The following is a 14,950-nucleotide window of genomic DNA, read 5'->3' on the forward strand; positions in this document are numbered from 1 at the left end:
GTGACGGTGAAAGTCAGAGTTGAATCAGCCCGATGTCAGGGCCACACGCTGTGCGCGATGATCGCACCGGAGTCCTTTGAACTCGACGATGTCGACGGCCATGCCCACGCCGTCGCCGATGACATTCCTGAGGACCTGCGCGATCAGGTCGACGAGGCCCGGCGATCCTGCCCGGAGCAGGCGATCGTCCTCGTGGGCTCCTCTGGGGACGGGGACGCGCAGTGACCGCGCAGCCGGACGGGGCACAGGTGCCGCAGTACCACTACGACCGGCACCGCCCCGAGTACCGCGAGCAGTTCGTCGACATCACCCACGAGATGCAGCAGCAGTGTCCGCTGGCCTGGACCGACACGTACGACGGGCACTGGGTGGCCGCCGGCGGTGACGAGGTCTTCGAACTGGCCCGTTGCCCGCACGTCTCCAACGACCACGACGTCAACAACGAACGCCGCGGCTACAAGGGCATCTCCATCCCCACGATGATGGACGCCGAGAACTTCCGTGGCGGCATGCTGGAGATGGATGACCCCGAGCACCGGCACTACCGGACCGCGCTCAACCCCTACCTGTCGCCGGCCGCGGTCAAGCGATGGGAACCCTTCATCGACGCGATCGTGCACGCCTGCCTCGACGACCACATCGAGATCGGGCGCATCGACTTCGTCGATGATCTGGCCAACATCGTGCCTGCGGTGCTGACGCTCGCGATGCTCGGTGTGCCGCTTGAGAAGTGGACCATCTACAACGAGCCTGCGCACGCGTCGGTGTACACCCCGCCCGATTCGCCGGACGCCGCTCGAGTGCGCGAACTCTACATGGCGATGGCGATGGACCTGCTGACCAACTTGGTCGAGATCCGCGAGGAGCCCCGACCGGGAATCATCGACGCGCTGGCCAACGTGCGTATCGAGGGCGAAGCCCCGCCAGACATCGAACTGCTCGGGATGCTGAACCTGCTCATCGGCGGGGGATTCGACACCACCACGGCGTTGACCGCGCACGCGTTGGAGTGGCTCGCGCAGAATCCGGACGAACGCACCCGGCTCAGTGCCGAGAGGGACACCCTGCTCAATCCCGCCACGGAGGAGTTCCTGCGGTACTTCACTCCCGCCCCGGGAGATGCACGCACGATCTCCGAGGACATGAAGCTGGGCGACATCGAGCTTCGCGAGGGCGACCGCCTGTGGCTGTCCTGGGCGATGGCCAACCGTGACCCGAGTCTGTTCGACAACCCCGACGGGGTTGATCTGGAACGAAAAGGAAATCGGCACTTCAGCTTCGGCCTGGGTGTGCATCGCTGCATCGGGTCCAACGTCGCCCGCACGGTCTTCAAGTCGATGCTGACCGCGGTGCTGGACCGGATGCCGGACTACGTGTGCGATACCGAGGGTGCCGTGCACTATGACAGCATCGGCGTGGTCCAGGGCATGCGCCATCTGCCTGCCACCTTCACACCGGGGACGCGCCGCGGTCCAGGCGTCGCCGAAACCCTGGTGATGCTGCAACGCGTGTGCGACGAGCAGGGCCTGGCCCGCCCCATCACCGAACTCAAAGAGTCCGCACGGATTCCGCAGTGACATCCGCCTGAAGGCCGAAGAGAGGAGAGCCATGCCGGGCAAACCGGTGATCGCCGTGGTGACCGGGGCGAGTCGCGGCGCGGGTGCGGGCATCGCACGCGCGTTGGGCGCCCACGGTGCCGTCGTGTACGTCACGGGCCGCAGCGAGGCGAACGCCGAACCGGCCACGCCCGGGACCATTCAAGAGACCGCCGCGGCGGTGACCGCTCTTGGGGGACAGGGCATTCCGGTGCGGGTCGACCATGCCGACGACGATCAGGTGAAGGCCCTGTTCGCCCAGGTCGAGCGTGACCACGGTCGGGTCGACATCCTGGTCAACAACGCCGCGATCATCCGGGACGAGATGATGGGGCGCACCAAGTTCTGGGAGGAACCGCTCAGTGTGGTCGACACGCTGGACGTGGGTGTACGCAGCAGTTACGCCGCGACGGTCTTCGCCGCGCCCCTGATGCTGCCGCAGAAGGCCGGTCTGGTGGTGTTCACCTCGTCCTCCGGGGCGGTGCATTACGCGTTCGGTCCCGCCTACGGCGTCCCCAAGGCGGCCGTCGACAAGATGGCCGCCGACATGGCTTATGACTTCAAAGAGTTCGGTGTTGCGGCGGTGTCGATCTGGATGGGATCGCTGCTGACCGACCGGGTCCGCAAGATCATCGCGAGCAACCCCGAGAAGTTCGGTCATATCCTCGATTCGGCCGAAACCCCCGAGTTGACCGGGCACGTGATCTGGGCGCTTCACCAGGATCCCGATCTGATGATTGTCAGCGGCCAGACCCTGATCGGGGCCGAACTGGCCGTCAAATACGGAATCGCCGACGAGGACGGCCGTCAACCGCCGTCGTACCGCGACATGTTCGACGTGCATCCGCCCGCGCAGTGCGCGCACGTCATGAGATAGTCGCCCGGTGCGAATAGGGCTCACGGGCGGCGGGTCATCCGTCGAATCCATTGTGCGGCAGGCGCAGCAGGCCGAGGACGACGGCTTCTCGTCGCTGTGGTATGCCAACGGGGTGGCCGGCGACCCGCTGGTGGCGATGGCCATCGCTGGGCGTGAGACCACATCGATCGAACTGGGCACCGCGGTGCTGCAGACCTATCCGTGCCACCCGCTGCTGCAGGCCAATCGGGTGGTCGCGGCGGCCAATGCGATGGGACGCCCCGGCTTGACGCTGGGGCTGGGGCCGTCGCACCGTCCCGTCGTGGAGAACGTCCTCGGCGGTCGCTACGACCATCCCGGTCGCAGCACCGAGGAGTACGTCCAGATTGTGGCCGCCCTGCTGCGCGACGGGGACGTCGACTTCGACGGCACCGACTGGAGCACCCACAGCGGCGGCCGGATGGCAAAGGCCGATCATCCGGTGCCGTTGCTGCTGGCTGCGTTGTCACCCCGGATGCTGCGCATCGCAGGCACATTCGCCGATGGTGTGGTGCTGTGGATGGCGTCGGCGGCTGCGATCGAGACGTCGATCATGCCAAGGCTGCGTTCGGCGGCGACCGCCGCGGGGCGCCCCGAGCCTCGCGTCGTCGCGGGACTTCCGGTTGCGGTGCATGACAACCCAGAAGAGGCTCGAGAAGCGGTCGCGGCGACGGCCGTGGGGTACGGGCGGATGGCGAACTTCGAGCGGATCATCGCCGCGGGCGGCGGTGCAGAGGTCCCCGACGTGGCGATCCTCGGCGACGAATCGGCGGTGCGCACTCAACTGGAGGAGTTGGTGGCGGCGGGCACGACCGACATCTGGGCGCAGCCGGTCGCGGTGGGAGATGACCGCGAGCAGCGTCGCGCCTCGCTGCGGCGCACCCGCGATCTGCTCAGCGCGCTGGCACGCGATCAGCCTCCGCTGGGCCGGGCCCCCTCGCCGTAGACGATGTCGGCGTGGGAGGCGTCCCAGCGGTTGCGGAACACCACGTCTGCGACCGGTCGACGGCGAACCTGTCCGTGCCGCCCACGCGGCCAACCCACGACGACGTGTCCGGCGAGAAACCACTCGTCGGGAACACCGACCGACGCACGCAGCGTCTGCTCACCCTGGTATGAGGCCCAACTGGTGAAGCACGCGCCCAAGCCCTGCGCGCGGGCAGCGAGGTAGAAGTTCTGCATGGCCGGGTAGATGGACCCGGCCTGCAGGTAGTCGGATGCGAATTCGTTCTTGTATGCGGCGAACAACACCGAGGTGAGCTCGCCGGCGCGGTCGTGCAGTTCGTAGGTGGCGCGGTTGTTGCGGGCGGCACGGCTCTGGTCATCCGGTGCGGGCCGGCTCATGCCGTAGATGGACTCGATCATCTGCAGCGCCGATTGTGCTGCGTCAGCGACCGCGGCGCGCTGTTCGGGCGCGTCGAGGACGATGAACCGCCACAACTGTGCGTTCGCGCCGTTGGGTGCCCACGTCGCGGCCTCGAGGCACCGGCGCAACGTTTCGTCATTCACCGGTTCGTCGGTGAATCGGCGAATGGAGCGCGCGGTGGCCAACACTTCCCAGATGTCGTTGGTCGGCTGTGCCATGTCCTTCTCTGTACTCGACCAAAGCGGAGATGTCGAGTGTTGGACCGATTTTCGCACCAGTTCCTTTGTGTCTGGCCGCAACCCCTTCGGTGTGCTGTACAGTCGTATTGCATTGCTGGTGAATGCTACGGACGAAGGTGGGAGTTGTGGTGAACGACAGGTTCTCGTTGGAGGGCAGGGTCGCCGTGATCACGGGCGGCGGCACCGGGATCGGGCGCGCGACGGCACTCGTGCTGGCCGAACGCGGTGCAGACGTGGTGCTGGCCGGACGACGCGCCGAACCGCTCAAGGAGACGGCCAGTGCCATCGAGGCGTTGGGTCGCAAGGCGCTCGCGGTGCCGACCGACGTGACCTCGTCGGAGGAGTGCCAGGCCCTTGTCGACGCCACGCTCGCGGAGTTCGGCCGACTCGACGTCCTGCTCAACAATGCCGGCGGCGGTGAGACCAAGTCGCTGATGAAGTGGACCGACGAGGAGTGGCACCAGGTTCTGGACCTGAACCTGTCCAGCGCGTGGTACCTGTCACGCGCCGCGGCCAAGCCCATGATCGCCCAGGGCAAGGGCTCGATCGTGAACATCTCCTCGGGCGCCAGCCTTCTCGCCATGCCTCAGGCCGCCATCTATGGTGCGGCCAAGGCGGGTCTGAACAACCTGACTGGATCGATGGCGGCCGCGTGGACGCGTAAGGGCGTGCGGGTCAACTGCATCGCGTGCGGCGCTGTGCGCACGCCGGGACTGGAGGCCGACGCCGCGCGGCAGGGCTTCGACATCGACGTGATCGGGCAGACCAACGGCTCGGGTCGCATCGCCGACCCTGACGAGATCGGCTACGGCGTACTGTTTTTCGCCTCCGATGCGTCCAGCTACTGCTCGGGCCAGACCCTCTACATCCACGGCGGGCCCGGCCCCGCCGGTGTCTGAGCAACAGGAGACGACATGAGCGTGAGCCACATCGGACTGCGGGTCCGTGACCTCGACACGTCGAAATTGTTCTACGAGGCCCTCGGCTTCACCGAGGTCAATCGCCTGACCGTGCCCGACAAGATCGCGGAAGGTCTGCTCGGATTGGCGTCCCCGATCGGCTTCGAGGCGATCTATCTGCGCAAGGACGCCTTCGTCCTGCAACTGCTGACCTTCTCCGGCCACCCTGCTCCCGAGGAAGCGGAGCGGGGCATGGTCAACGGCGGCCTCACGCACCTGTCGCTCGCGGTCGACGACGTCGAAGCGGCCAAGGCCGCGGTGCGGTCCTCGGGTGGCACTGTGACCGCCGAACCTCCCGGCGGATATGCCTGCATGGTCCGCGATCCCGAAGGACAGCTCATCGAGTTGATCCACTCCAGCGTGCGACCAGTTCAGAACTGATCATCCGCGCAAATCGAAAGCGAAAGGACAGACATGTCAAACGATGACGAGCTCAAGCAACTCCGTGAGCGGGTGCAGTACCTGGAAGACCGGGCCGCGATTCTGGACTGTGTGATGAACCAGGCCCGTGGCCACGATCGTCACGACGCCGATCTGATGGGCAGCGTCTACTTCGAGGACGGTGTCGACGAGCACGGTCCCGTGATCAAGACCGGCCCCGAGTACGGTGACTGGGCCAACGCCGCGCACGAGTCGGTGTTCGAGGATCATCTGCACAACATCACCACCCACACGTGCGAGATCAACGGAGACGAAGCCCATGCCGAGAGCTACGTCATGGGCGCCATGCGGATCAAGGGCGGCAAGATCGTCTCGCTGATGGGTGGCCGTTACCTCGACCGCCTGGAGCGCCGCGACGGCGTCTGGAAGATCGCGCTGCGGCGCTGCACCGTCGAATGGATGATGAGCGGCGACTCGTCGGTGCTGGCCTCCGGTGCGGTCAAGGGCTTCATCAAGGGTAAGTGGGATCGCACCGATCCCTCCTACACGCGCCCCCTCCTGCTGGACGGCGAGCCGGTCAGTCGTTGGTAGAGAACGCCATTCAATGATTCAGCCGGGCCGGCACCGACAGGTGCCGGCCCGTGCACGTTAGGGAGAATTCATGAAGCTCAAAGATCGCGTGGCGCTCATCACCGGCGGCGGGTCCGGGATCGGCCGGGCAAGTGCACAGCGACTGGCGGCCGAGGGCATGCGGGTGTGCGTGCTCGACATCGACGGTGACACGGCCGAGGAGGTGGCGGGCTCACTCGGTGGGCTTGGGCTGCGGTGCGACGTGTCGGACGCCGAGCAGGTGGAGCGGGCGTTCGGCACCTGCGTGGCAGAGCTCGGGAGCATGGATCTCGCATTCCTCAACGCGGGCATCACCATCCACTGGACTGGGGACATCGGAACGCTCGACCTGGCGCAGTATCGGCGCTCCGTCGGGGTGAACCTGAACGGTGTCGTGTTTGGTGCGGTGGCGGCAGTCCGTGCGATGCGGGCCCGCGAGAATGCCACGGACGGCCTGATTCTGGCGACCGCGTCGCTGGCGGGCCTGCTGCCCTGGCATCCCGATCCGGTCTACTCCCTGGGCAAGCACGGAGTGGTCGGGTTCATGCGGTCGATCGCCCCGAACCTCGCCGCCGAGGGGATCGCCGCGCACACGATCTGCCCCGGCATCACCGAGACCGGCGTGCTCGGTGATCGGCGGGCACTCGTTGAACGGCTGGGCGTGCCCGTGATGGAACCCGAGGCCATCGCCGACGCGGTCCTGACAGCCGCCGGCGCACCGCTGGACGCGACGGGGTCCTGCTGGGTGGTGCAGCACGGAAAGCCGGCATGGGCAATGGAATTCGCCGACGTCGAATGCCGCGACAGCCGTCTGAACATGCCCATCGCGCGGCGCTAGCGGAACGTGCCTGCGATCGTCAGCCGACGATCGCAGGCATGCTGTCCCAGCCCCGGACCGTGGCCGTGGGGGCCCGGACCGCGTGCTCGGAATCGATCGTCCAGTCCGGCCAGCGCTTGAGGATCTCCTCCAGCGCGATTCGGCCCTCGAGGCGCGCCAACGACGCCCCCAGACAGAAGTGCGTGCCGCGGCCGAATGACAGGTGATTGGCGTTGCGGTGGATGTCGAATCGTTCGGGGTCGTCGAACTTGCGCTCGTCGCGGTTGGCAGCCCCTGCCATCAGCAGCAGCGCGCTGCCGGCCGGAATGGTCTGACCGTGGAACTCGACATCCTTGGCCACATACCGCGCGATGTGGTGCACCGGCGGTTCGTAGCGCAGCACCTCCTCGACGGCCAACGGGATCAGCGACGGGTCGGCCACCAGCTCGCGGCGCTGATCGGGGTGCTCACCCAGCAGCTTTCCCAGCCAGCCGAAGAGGCGGCCGACGGTCTCGGTGCCGGCATTGGCGATCACCCCGAGGAATACGAGCAGTTCGTCGGTGCTCAGTCGGCGCACGGTGCCGGACACGTCTTTGAATTCGACGTTGAGCAGTTCGGTGACCAGGTCGTCGGAGGGGTTCTGCTCACGCCACGCCACGTAGTCGGCGAACATGTTGCCGTTGAAGTAGTTGGTCTTGCTGACCTTCAGTGGCTTGCCGGGTTCGTTGCGCAGCCTGCGGCCCGCGATGGACCGCACGCTGCGCTGCAGAGAGTCGGGCATTCCGACCAGCATGCCGATCACGCGCATGGGCATCTCTGCGCCGAGATGCAGGGTGAAGTCGAGGCGGTCGCCCTCGGTGAGCGGATCCAGGCAGGCCGCGCAGAACGCCCGCACGTGCTCCTCGATGGCAGCCATCTTTCGCGGGGTGAACGCGCGTGACACCAGCAGCCTGTGCACGGTGTGCAGCGGAGGGTCTTCGTTGATGAACACGCCCAGCGGCATGACGGGTTCGGCCTTGACCACCTCGAGGATGTCGCCTTTGGCCGAGCTCAGGTTGTCGATGTCGCGCAGACCGGCCTCGACGTCGGCGAAGCGGCTCAGACCCCAGAAGTCGAGCCGCTCGTTGTAGTACACGGGGGCTTCGTCCCGCAGTCGGCGGTAGGTGGGGTAGGGGTCAACGTCGATCTCGATGTCGTACGGATCGTACGAGAGCTGACCGGCCCCTGACTGGTCACCGTCGAAGGCGTGCATCGTGCTCCTAAGTCCTGGTGTAAGTCCTTGTGCCGGAAGCTGACCTGGCATGCAGTACGATCGTACAGCACCCGCCGGATGGACTGAAGGAGCGGCGATGGACCTGGGCTACGTCTCGCTGAACACTCCCCGCGACATGCCGGCGGCGGTGCTGGGCGCGGAGCTGGAATCCCGTGGTTTCGAGTCACTTTGGGTCGGTGAACATCCGCAGGTGCCCGTCTCTGCCGGTGCTGCGCTGCCCAAGAGTCTGCTCGAGTCCCAGAAACAGATCCTCGACCCGCTGCTCTCGCTGGCCATGGCGGCGCAGGCCACCACGACGCTGCGCCTCGGCACGGCGGTCGCGCTGCCGCTCGAACGCGAGCTGTTCACCCTCGCCAAGCAGGTCGCCACGCTGGACCAGGTCAGCGGGGGGCGACTGCTGTTCGGTGTGGGAGTGGGGATGCGCGCCGAACTCGAGACGTCGAGGCCGATCGCGTGGTCCGACCGTTATCGGGCGCTCGCCGACATGGTCGCTGCGCTCGACGCGCTGTGGACCCAGGACGAGTCGTCGCACCATGGCGAGTTCTTCGACTTCGACCCGGTGTGGTCCTACCCCAAGCCGCATCAGCGCCCCCGTCCGCCCCTGCTGGCGTCCGCGACCGGGCCCAAGGCCGTGCGGGCCTGTGCGGAATGGGCCGACGGGTGGCTGCCGGGTGATGCCGCACTGCGTGACGTGGCCGGGGCGCTGGCCGACTTCCGCCGGGCGGCCGAGGAGGCCGGTCGCGATCCGGGCGCGCTGGACCTGACGATCATGGTGTGGGGCGAGCCCAAGGTCGAGGTGCTGGCCGGCTATCGGGACCTCGGATTCAACCGCGCAGTCGTCGGCGGTGGAAGGCGTGGTGGCAGTGACCCTGCGACGACGCTGCCTTTCCTGGACCGGTGCGCGGAGTTCGTCGACGCGTTGCGCTGATCCCGCGACGGCGCGGCGCGGCGGCGGTCCTAGGACTCCTCGAGTGACTGCAGGTACTGCTCGAAAGCCGTCGTCACCTCTTTGTGGGCGGTCTTGACCCCCACGCCCTCTTCAAGGCTCAGGAACTTCGGGATGCCCGACATCAGCAGTTGCAGTGCGGCCAGCGAGAAGTGGCCGCCCGGGCGGGCGTCCTTGCCGAACTTCGCCGCCAGCGCGTCCACCTGCACCTTGCGCATGCGCCTGGTCACCTGGGCGATCTCGGTCTGGATCGACTTGCGGTGGTTGCCCAGGGCCATGAACTCCGTCATCAGGGCGCCCGTCGCCTCACGCTGGTTGTAGCGCCACAGCGTCCGAAGCGGTTCGTCGGGGTGGGCCTCCAGCGTCTTCGTCAGGTACTCCAGGTTGGCTTCGGCGTACCGACGAATCGCCGCGACGAAGATCTCATCGAGGGTGGGGAAGTAGTACTGCACCAGGCTGGGAGTGACGCCGGCCTCCGAGGCCAGCGCGCGGTAGGTGACGCTGGCGTAGCCCTTCTCCAGCAACAACCGCTCGACGCAGTCGAGCAGGGCGTCGCGCGTCTTGGAGTTCTCGGCGCCGACGCGCCGCGGTGCTGCAGCCATGATCTCCTCACCTCTTTGAAATGCCTACAGTCTGGCACGCACCGGTCGGGTCGCAGCGCGAGCGCGCACTGCCATGGCCGAGCAGACACAGAATCGCATGAAACACCGGGATTCCACGCGATTCTGTGTCTGCTCGCCACCGGCTGTGCTATACGAGTGTATAGCCTGCGGCGATTTCGGCGTGGGATCACCCTGAGTTGGTCGGAGGATGTCGGTGCCCAAACGCATGATCTTCACGCTGTTGGTGATGAACTCCGTCGGACACAACTTCCAGGGCGGCTGGCGGCATCCGCGGGCCCGCAACCGGGAGTACAAGACCTTCGACATGTGGGTCGATCTGGCGAAGAAGGCCGAGCGGGCCAAGTTCGACGCGTTCTTCTTCACCGACGTCCTCGGAGTGCAGGGGGAGTACAACGGGTCGCGGGACATCGTCTTCGAGCAGGCGATGAACGTGCCCATCGGCGACTGCACGATGCTGCTGCCGGTGCTCGCGCACGAGACCACCGACATCGGCCTGATGTACACGAGTTCGGTGATCCAGCAGCATCCGTTCGCATTCGCACGCCAGGTTTCGACGCTGGACCAGCTCAGTGGCGGCCGCGTCGGGTGGAACATCGTCACCTCGGCCAACGAACGCGCCTTCGCCAACTTCGGCGTGCCCGGCGGGATGACCCACGACCAGCGCTATGAGTGGGCGCAGGAGTACACCGACGTCGTCTACAAGCTGTGGGAGGGATCGTGGGACGTCGACGCCGTTGTCGACGATCCCGACCGCGGGATCTACACCGACCCGACGAAGGTGCACGACATCAACCACGTCGGGGATCGCTACCGCGTCGAGGGCTACAACCTGATGGAGCCCTCGCCGCAGCGGACACCGCTGCTCGCACAGGCCGGCGGATCACCCGCGGGACTCGACTTCGCGAGCAGGCACGCCGAGGTCATGTTCCTGTCGGCGTTCACGCCCGAGGCCATCGCGCAACAGGTCGGCACGGTACGGGCCAAGGCCCGCGAGCACGGTCGCCGCGACGAGGACATCGTGTTCCTGCAGGGGCTGATGTTCGTCGTGGGCTCCACCGACGAGGAGGCCAACCGCAAGTGGATGGAACTCGAGGAGTGGCGGTCTCAGGAGGCGCAGGCGGCCTATTTCGCGAGCCTGTCCGGTATGGACCTCGGCCAATATGACCCCGAGACCCCGTTGGAGGACCTCCTCGAGTCTATGCCCGGCATCCAGGGCGCGTTCCTGTCGCTCATCAACGCCTGGCCGGCGGGCAGCAAGCCCACCATTCGGGACTTCCTCACGACGATGTCGCTGCCGCAGATGGTGGTCGGCTCACCCGAGACCATCGCGACGCGCCTGATGGAGTTCCAGGCTGCGGGTTCCGACGGCTTCCAGGTGATGAACATGCTGATGCCCGAGAGCTACGACGACTTCTTCGACCACGTCGTGCCGGTGCTGCAGGCGAAGGGTCTGATGCAGACCGAGTACCGCCCAGGAACGCTGCGGCAGAAGATCTTCGACACCGATCTTCCCCACATCAACGAGCGCCACCCCGCGCGCGGGTACCGCGGCACGCTCTCCTGAAACGCGCCGAACCCTCCTTCGCCGAGACTGCGGTGAGTGCGAAGTCGCGACCGATTTCTCGCAGCCACCGCAGTCTGGGCGCAAAGGGAGGGGGTTATAGGGGGAGGGGTTAGAGCTCCGCCAGCCTGGGCACCGAACCGCGGGCCCGCAGACCCGCGCCGACCTTGCGCGTCAGTTCCCTTGAGCTGCCGAGTAGTCCGTCGAGCACCAACACCCGCTTCACATGCACGTGCAGATCATGCTCTTCGGTGAAACCGATGCCGCCGAGCACCTGCTGGCAGTGCTTGGCCGCGGTCAGTGCGGCCTTGCCCGCCGCGGCCTTGGCCAGCATGGCGGTCAGGTCGGGGCTCTCGGTGCCGGGCAGTCCCAGTGTGGCCTCGGCGCCCTCGATCGCGACCAGCGTCTCCGCCAGGCGATGCCGGACCGCCTGGAACGACGCGATGGGCTTGCCGAACTGCACCCGGTCCAGGGCGTGCTGGCGGGCCAGCGCCAGCATCGCCCGTGCGGACCCGACGAGCCACCACCCGACTGCGCGACGAGCCTCACCCATGCGCATCAGTTCACCGTCGGGAACCCGGCGCAGCGGCAGTCCACCCAGCGTCTCATCGCCGTCGTCGGCACGGGCCCACACCACCCAACCGCCGCCCGCATACGGCATGGGAGGCGTGCCGCCCGGCAGACCGCCAATGGTCTCCAGCAGCACATCGTTGAGAACTGAAGCATGCGAACCTGTTTCGCCCAGCAGCCGGAACACCAGCGGGATCGCCACGTCGGGCATATCCGAGAGCATCTCGGCCCAGCCCAGTTCGGCGAGCGCGGCGTCCAGCTTGGTGCCGGAGGTGGTCAGCATGGTCTTGCACAGCGCGTCCTCGAGCAGTCCGAGCGATTCCGCGTCCATGGTCTCCATGCTCACTCCTTCCCCAGATCCAACAGCCGACGGGAGATGATGTTGCGCTGAACCTCGGCCGTGCCGCCATAGATCGTGGCGGCCCGCGAGTACAGGTACTCGGTGCGCCAGTCGGTGTCCTCCAGTTCGATCACGCTGGGCATCAGATCCCGTGCGGTGTCGTAGAGCAACTGCTCGGCGCCGGCCAACAGGACCTTGTCGATCGAGGTGTCCGGACCGAGTCGGTGGCCCTCCGCCAACCGGTGCTGCGTGGCGCGCGACCGGCAGCGCAGCGTGTGCAGCGCCAGGTAGACCGCACCCAGATCGCTGTCCACGGCCTGCCCATCACCCTTGACCTCACCGACCAGGGCGTCGAACCGCGAATACAGATAGGCGATCCGCTGCCAGAAGCACGTCGAGCGCTCGTAGGGCAGCAGATCCATCGCGAGTTGCCAGCCGTCGCCGGGCTTGCCCAGCATGCGACTCGCGTCGACCTCGACGTTGTCGAAGTAGACCTCGCAGAACTCGTCGACGTCGTGCATGGTGCGCAGCGGGCGTACGGAGATGCCCGGGGTGTCGACGTCGACGAAGAACGCGGTGATCGCCTGGTGGTTCGGGGTGTCCGCGTCGCCGGTGCGGGTCAGCAGGATGCAGCGCTGCGAGTGCTGGGCGAAGCTCGTCCACACCTTCTGCCCGTTGATCACCCATTTGTCGCCCTGCTGGCTCGCCCGTGTCGTGATCGACGCCAGGTCACTTCCGGAGCCGGGCTCCGAAAAGCCCTGGCACCACTGCTCTTCGCCGCGCAGCAGCTTGGGCACCATCTCAGCCGCGAGGTCGGTGGGCGCGTAGTCGATCATGGTCGGCGTCAGCACCTCGAGCATCGAGTACGGGCCCGGTTCGGCCAGCCGACGTCCGACAACCTCTTCGCCGACGATGGCCCGCAGGATCGCGGGACCACCAAGGCCGCCAGCATGCTCAGGCCAGCCGTAGCGGCCCCACCCCGCGTCGTACAGCGCCCGCTGCACGCGCCGGAACTGGGTCATGTGGCCGGCCAGCGAGTGGTCGTCCGGGGGCGTCAGGTCACACTCGTCCAGCCAGGCGCGCAACGCCTTTCGGAACTCGGCAGGCTGATGCAGATCGGTCATCCGGCCTCAGGCCTGCCGATCGCGTGGGGGCGGCCATGGTCGTGGTCACCGCTGCGCCGGATGAACGTCATGGCGCGGGTCCGCAGGCGCCACCCGTCCTCGGTGCGCACGTAGGTGTCGCGGTAGTAGCCGATGCGCATGTCGTGCTTGGAGTGCTCGATGAAGCACAGCGGTTGGGTACCCGAGGCAGTGTCGGCGCCCTCTTCGAGGTCGATGAGCGCGGTGCCGGTCATGAACAGACCCTTGGGCGCGGCATCGACGAGAACTGGAAACCGGTTGAGGGTGTAGGTCTCGCCGAAGGCGCTGTACGTGCCGTCCGGCGTGAAGACACTGACCAGGCCGTCGATGTCACCCTGGGTGATGGTGACGGCGTACTTGGCGAGCACCTGCTGGATCTCGACCAGATCCTCGATGCGGGTGGGCTTAGTTGTTGATCTCATTTTTGAAGACCTTGCCACCTTTCATGACGAAGTTGACGTTTCGGGTCACGCGTATGTCGGCCAACGGATCTCCCGGCACCGCGATGATGTCGGCCACCTGGTCCACGGCCAGCCTGCCGCGGTCGGTGACGTTGATCAGGTCGGCAGCCACCACGGTGGCGGCTCGCAGCACGGCGGCCGGCGGCAGGCCCCATTCGACCAGGGTCACCAATTCGTCGGCGTTCTTGCCGTGCGGGATCGCGGGAGCGTCGGTGCCCACCGCGATCTTCACACCGGCCTCGTATGCGGCCTTGATGGACGTACGTGCCTTGGGGAACATCTCGGCTGCTTTGGCCTGCAATTCCGGCGGGGCCTTCGAGACGTCCATGTACTCGGCGAGTCGACGGGTCGACACCAGGAAACGGTCGTGCTCGACCATCAACCTGATCGCTTCGTCGTCCATCAGGAAGCCGTGTTCGATGCAGTCGATGCCGCAGTCGATCGCGTGCTTGACGGCCTCGGCGCCGTGCGTGTGGGCCGCCACTCGCAGCCCACGGCGATGCGCCTCGTCGACGATGACGCGCAGTTCCTCATCCGAATAGTGCTGTGCGCCCGCCTCTCCGGTCAGCGACATGACGCCGCCCGAACAGCACACCTTGATCAGCTGGGCGCCATGCTTGATCTGGTAGCGCACGGCCTTGCGGATCTCGTCGACGCCGTTGGCGATGCCCTCTTCGATCGTCAGTTCCAGCACGCCCGGCATGAAGGCCGCGAACATGGTCGGATCCAGATGTCCGCCGGTGGGCGTGATCGCATGTCCGGCGGGAACGATGCGTGGCCCCTCGATCAAGCCGGCGTCGATGGCCTTGCCCAACGCGACGTCGAGCAGATAGCCGCCGGTCTTGACGAACAGGCCGAGGTTGCGCACCGTCGTGAACCCCGCCCGCAGGGTGCGGCGCGCGTTGCCGACCGCGCGCAGCACCCGGGTGGGGGGATCGTCCTGCACCTGGGACAGGCCGGGGTTCTCCCCGCGCCCACCCATGAGGAGGTTGACCTCCATGTCCATCAGGCCGGGCAGCAGGATCGAGTCGCCGAGATCCACGACCTCGGAATCGTCCGGAATCGGCCCGCCCACACCGACAATGCGGTCACCGTCGACACGGACGATGCCGGGGCGAATGATCTCCCCGGCATCGACGTCAAGCAGGCCAGCTGCTTTGAGCGTAAGCACGC

Annotated in this window: 17 protein-coding genes; 10 read left to right on the forward strand and 7 right to left on the reverse strand. The window is 66.7% G+C overall.

Annotated features, from left to right (window positions below; translation table 11 throughout):
• The first annotated feature begins 6 nt into the window (after nt 1-6).
• The 4 genes from G6N34_RS05550 to G6N34_RS05565 are packed head-to-tail and all read left to right on the forward strand — an operon-like array spanning nt 7 to nt 3,436.
• The gene (locus tag G6N34_RS05550; RefSeq protein ID WP_085154693.1) at nt 7-225 is read left to right on the forward strand and encodes a ferredoxin; all 219 of its coding nucleotides are present in this window, start codon (nt 7-9) and stop codon (nt 223-225) included.
• Nucleotides 222-1,577 (forward strand): cytochrome P450, encoded by a 1,356-nt coding sequence (locus tag G6N34_RS05555; protein WP_085154643.1) that lies wholly within the window; start codon nt 222-224, stop codon nt 1,575-1,577. Before G6N34_RS05550 ends, G6N34_RS05555 begins: the two co-directional genes overlap by 4 nt.
• A gap of 31 nt (nt 1,578-1,608) precedes the next feature.
• Nucleotides 1,609-2,472: an SDR family NAD(P)-dependent oxidoreductase gene (locus G6N34_RS05560; RefSeq protein ID WP_085154645.1), complete on the forward strand. Its 864-nt coding sequence runs from the start codon at nt 1,609-1,611 to the stop codon at nt 2,470-2,472.
• A gap of 7 nt (nt 2,473-2,479) precedes the next feature.
• Nucleotides 2,480-3,436, forward strand: coding sequence for a TIGR03564 family F420-dependent LLM class oxidoreductase (locus tag G6N34_RS05565; protein ID WP_085154647.1), 957 nt, complete (start codon nt 2,480-2,482; stop codon nt 3,434-3,436).
• Here the strand turns inward: G6N34_RS05565 and G6N34_RS05570 are convergent.
• Complete coding sequence (locus tag G6N34_RS05570; RefSeq protein ID WP_085154649.1) at nt 3,403-4,074, reverse strand: nitroreductase family protein; 672 nt, start codon at nt 4,072-4,074, stop codon at nt 3,403-3,405. The two genes, G6N34_RS05565 and G6N34_RS05570, sit on opposite strands and share 34 nt — an antisense overlap.
• Before the next feature lie 149 nt (nt 4,075-4,223).
• Here G6N34_RS05570 and G6N34_RS05575 point away from each other — a divergent pair, with 149 nt between their 5' ends.
• The 4 genes from G6N34_RS05575 to G6N34_RS05590 all read left to right on the forward strand — a co-directional run bounded on the left by G6N34_RS05575 (nt 4,224) and on the right by G6N34_RS05590 (nt 6,882).
• A complete protein-coding gene (locus tag G6N34_RS05575; protein ID WP_085154695.1) occupies nt 4,224-4,994 on the forward strand; it encodes an SDR family NAD(P)-dependent oxidoreductase in 771 nt (256 codons plus the stop codon).
• Between the two features lie 15 nt (nt 4,995-5,009).
• Nucleotides 5,010-5,435 (forward strand): VOC family protein, encoded by a 426-nt coding sequence (locus tag G6N34_RS05580; RefSeq protein WP_085154651.1) that lies wholly within the window; start codon nt 5,010-5,012, stop codon nt 5,433-5,435.
• Between the two features lie 33 nt (nt 5,436-5,468).
• Nucleotides 5,469-6,026 (forward strand): nuclear transport factor 2 family protein, encoded by a 558-nt coding sequence (locus tag G6N34_RS05585; protein WP_085154653.1) that lies wholly within the window; start codon nt 5,469-5,471, stop codon nt 6,024-6,026.
• Nucleotides 6,027-6,096: 70 nt separating this feature from the next.
• Nucleotides 6,097-6,882, forward strand: a complete 786-nt coding sequence (locus G6N34_RS05590; RefSeq protein WP_085154655.1) for an SDR family oxidoreductase — start codon at nt 6,097-6,099, stop codon at nt 6,880-6,882.
• A gap of 19 nt (nt 6,883-6,901) precedes the next feature.
• On the opposite strand, the gene G6N34_RS05595 is transcribed toward G6N34_RS05590, so the two are convergent.
• Nucleotides 6,902-8,113 (reverse strand): cytochrome P450, encoded by a 1,212-nt coding sequence (locus G6N34_RS05595; protein ID WP_085154657.1) that lies wholly within the window; start codon nt 8,111-8,113, stop codon nt 6,902-6,904.
• Between the two features lie 97 nt (nt 8,114-8,210).
• On the opposite strand from G6N34_RS05595, the gene G6N34_RS05600 reads away from it, so the two are divergent.
• On the forward strand, nt 8,211-9,062 hold the full coding sequence (locus tag G6N34_RS05600) for a TIGR03619 family F420-dependent LLM class oxidoreductase (protein ID WP_085154659.1): 852 nt from the start codon (nt 8,211-8,213) through the stop codon (nt 9,060-9,062).
• 29 nt (nt 9,063-9,091) lie between these two features.
• On the opposite strand, the gene G6N34_RS05605 is transcribed toward G6N34_RS05600, so the two are convergent.
• On the reverse strand, nt 9,092-9,682 hold the full coding sequence (locus G6N34_RS05605; protein WP_085154661.1) for a TetR/AcrR family transcriptional regulator: 591 nt from the start codon (nt 9,680-9,682) through the stop codon (nt 9,092-9,094).
• Between the two features lie 208 nt (nt 9,683-9,890).
• On the opposite strand from G6N34_RS05605, the gene G6N34_RS05610 reads away from it, so the two are divergent.
• Nucleotides 9,891-11,267, forward strand: coding sequence for an LLM class flavin-dependent oxidoreductase (locus G6N34_RS05610; protein WP_234813034.1), 1,377 nt, complete (start codon nt 9,891-9,893; stop codon nt 11,265-11,267).
• Between the two features lie 109 nt (nt 11,268-11,376).
• Here G6N34_RS05610 and G6N34_RS05615 read toward each other — a convergent pair whose 3' ends face one another.
• Genes G6N34_RS05615 through G6N34_RS05630 form a run of 4 tightly spaced genes read right to left on the reverse strand, consistent with a single transcriptional unit; the run spans nt 11,377 to nt 14,948 of the window.
• Nucleotides 11,377-12,165, reverse strand: a complete 789-nt coding sequence (locus G6N34_RS05615) for an acyl-CoA dehydrogenase family protein (protein WP_085154699.1) — start codon at nt 12,163-12,165, stop codon at nt 11,377-11,379.
• Nucleotides 12,166-12,176: 11 nt separating this feature from the next.
• Nucleotides 12,177-13,298: an acyl-CoA dehydrogenase family protein gene (locus tag G6N34_RS05620; protein ID WP_085154663.1), complete on the reverse strand. Its 1,122-nt coding sequence runs from the start codon at nt 13,296-13,298 to the stop codon at nt 12,177-12,179.
• A complete protein-coding gene (locus G6N34_RS05625) occupies nt 13,295-13,738 on the reverse strand; it encodes a nuclear transport factor 2 family protein (RefSeq protein ID WP_085154665.1) in 444 nt (147 codons plus the stop codon). The genes G6N34_RS05620 and G6N34_RS05625 overlap by 4 nt, the downstream gene beginning before the upstream one ends.
• Complete coding sequence (locus G6N34_RS05630) at nt 13,722-14,948, reverse strand: metal-dependent hydrolase family protein (protein ID WP_085154667.1); 1,227 nt, start codon at nt 14,946-14,948, stop codon at nt 13,722-13,724. Before G6N34_RS05630 ends, G6N34_RS05625 begins: the two co-directional genes overlap by 17 nt.
• Nucleotides 14,949-14,950: the final 2 nt, after the last annotated feature.

Source organism: Mycolicibacterium confluentis (assembly GCF_010729895.1).
In the GTDB taxonomy this organism is placed as follows: Bacteria; Actinomycetota; Actinomycetes; order Mycobacteriales; family Mycobacteriaceae; genus Mycobacterium; species Mycobacterium confluentis.

Bases quoted from the DNA above. Each gene is read 5' to 3' on its own strand.
- G6N34_RS05560 (WP_085154645.1), top strand. From the start codon at position 1,609: ATGCCGGGCAAACCGGTGATCGCCGTGGTGACCGGGGCGAGTCGCGGC.
- G6N34_RS05570 (WP_085154649.1), bottom strand. From the start codon at position 4,074: ATGGCACAGCCGACCAACGACATCTGGGAAGTGTTGGCCACCGCGCGC.
- G6N34_RS05580 (WP_085154651.1), top strand. From the start codon at position 5,010: ATGAGCGTGAGCCACATCGGACTGCGGGTCCGTGACCTCGACACGTCG.
- G6N34_RS05585 (WP_085154653.1), top strand. From the start codon at position 5,469: ATGTCAAACGATGACGAGCTCAAGCAACTCCGTGAGCGGGTGCAGTAC.
- G6N34_RS05590 (WP_085154655.1), top strand. From the start codon at position 6,097: ATGAAGCTCAAAGATCGCGTGGCGCTCATCACCGGCGGCGGGTCCGGG.
- G6N34_RS05595 (WP_085154657.1), bottom strand. From the start codon at position 8,113: ATGCACGCCTTCGACGGTGACCAGTCAGGGGCCGGTCAGCTCTCGTAC.
- G6N34_RS05600 (WP_085154659.1), top strand. From the start codon at position 8,211: ATGGACCTGGGCTACGTCTCGCTGAACACTCCCCGCGACATGCCGGCG.
- G6N34_RS05605 (WP_085154661.1), bottom strand. From the start codon at position 9,682: ATGGCTGCAGCACCGCGGCGCGTCGGCGCCGAGAACTCCAAGACGCGC.
- G6N34_RS05610 (WP_234813034.1), top strand. From the start codon at position 9,891: ATGTCGGTGCCCAAACGCATGATCTTCACGCTGTTGGTGATGAACTCC.
- G6N34_RS05615 (WP_085154699.1), bottom strand. From the start codon at position 12,165: ATGGACGCGGAATCGCTCGGACTGCTCGAGGACGCGCTGTGCAAGACC.
- G6N34_RS05620 (WP_085154663.1), bottom strand. From the start codon at position 13,298: ATGACCGATCTGCATCAGCCTGCCGAGTTCCGAAAGGCGTTGCGCGCC.
- G6N34_RS05625 (WP_085154665.1), bottom strand. From the start codon at position 13,738: ATGAGATCAACAACTAAGCCCACCCGCATCGAGGATCTGGTCGAGATC.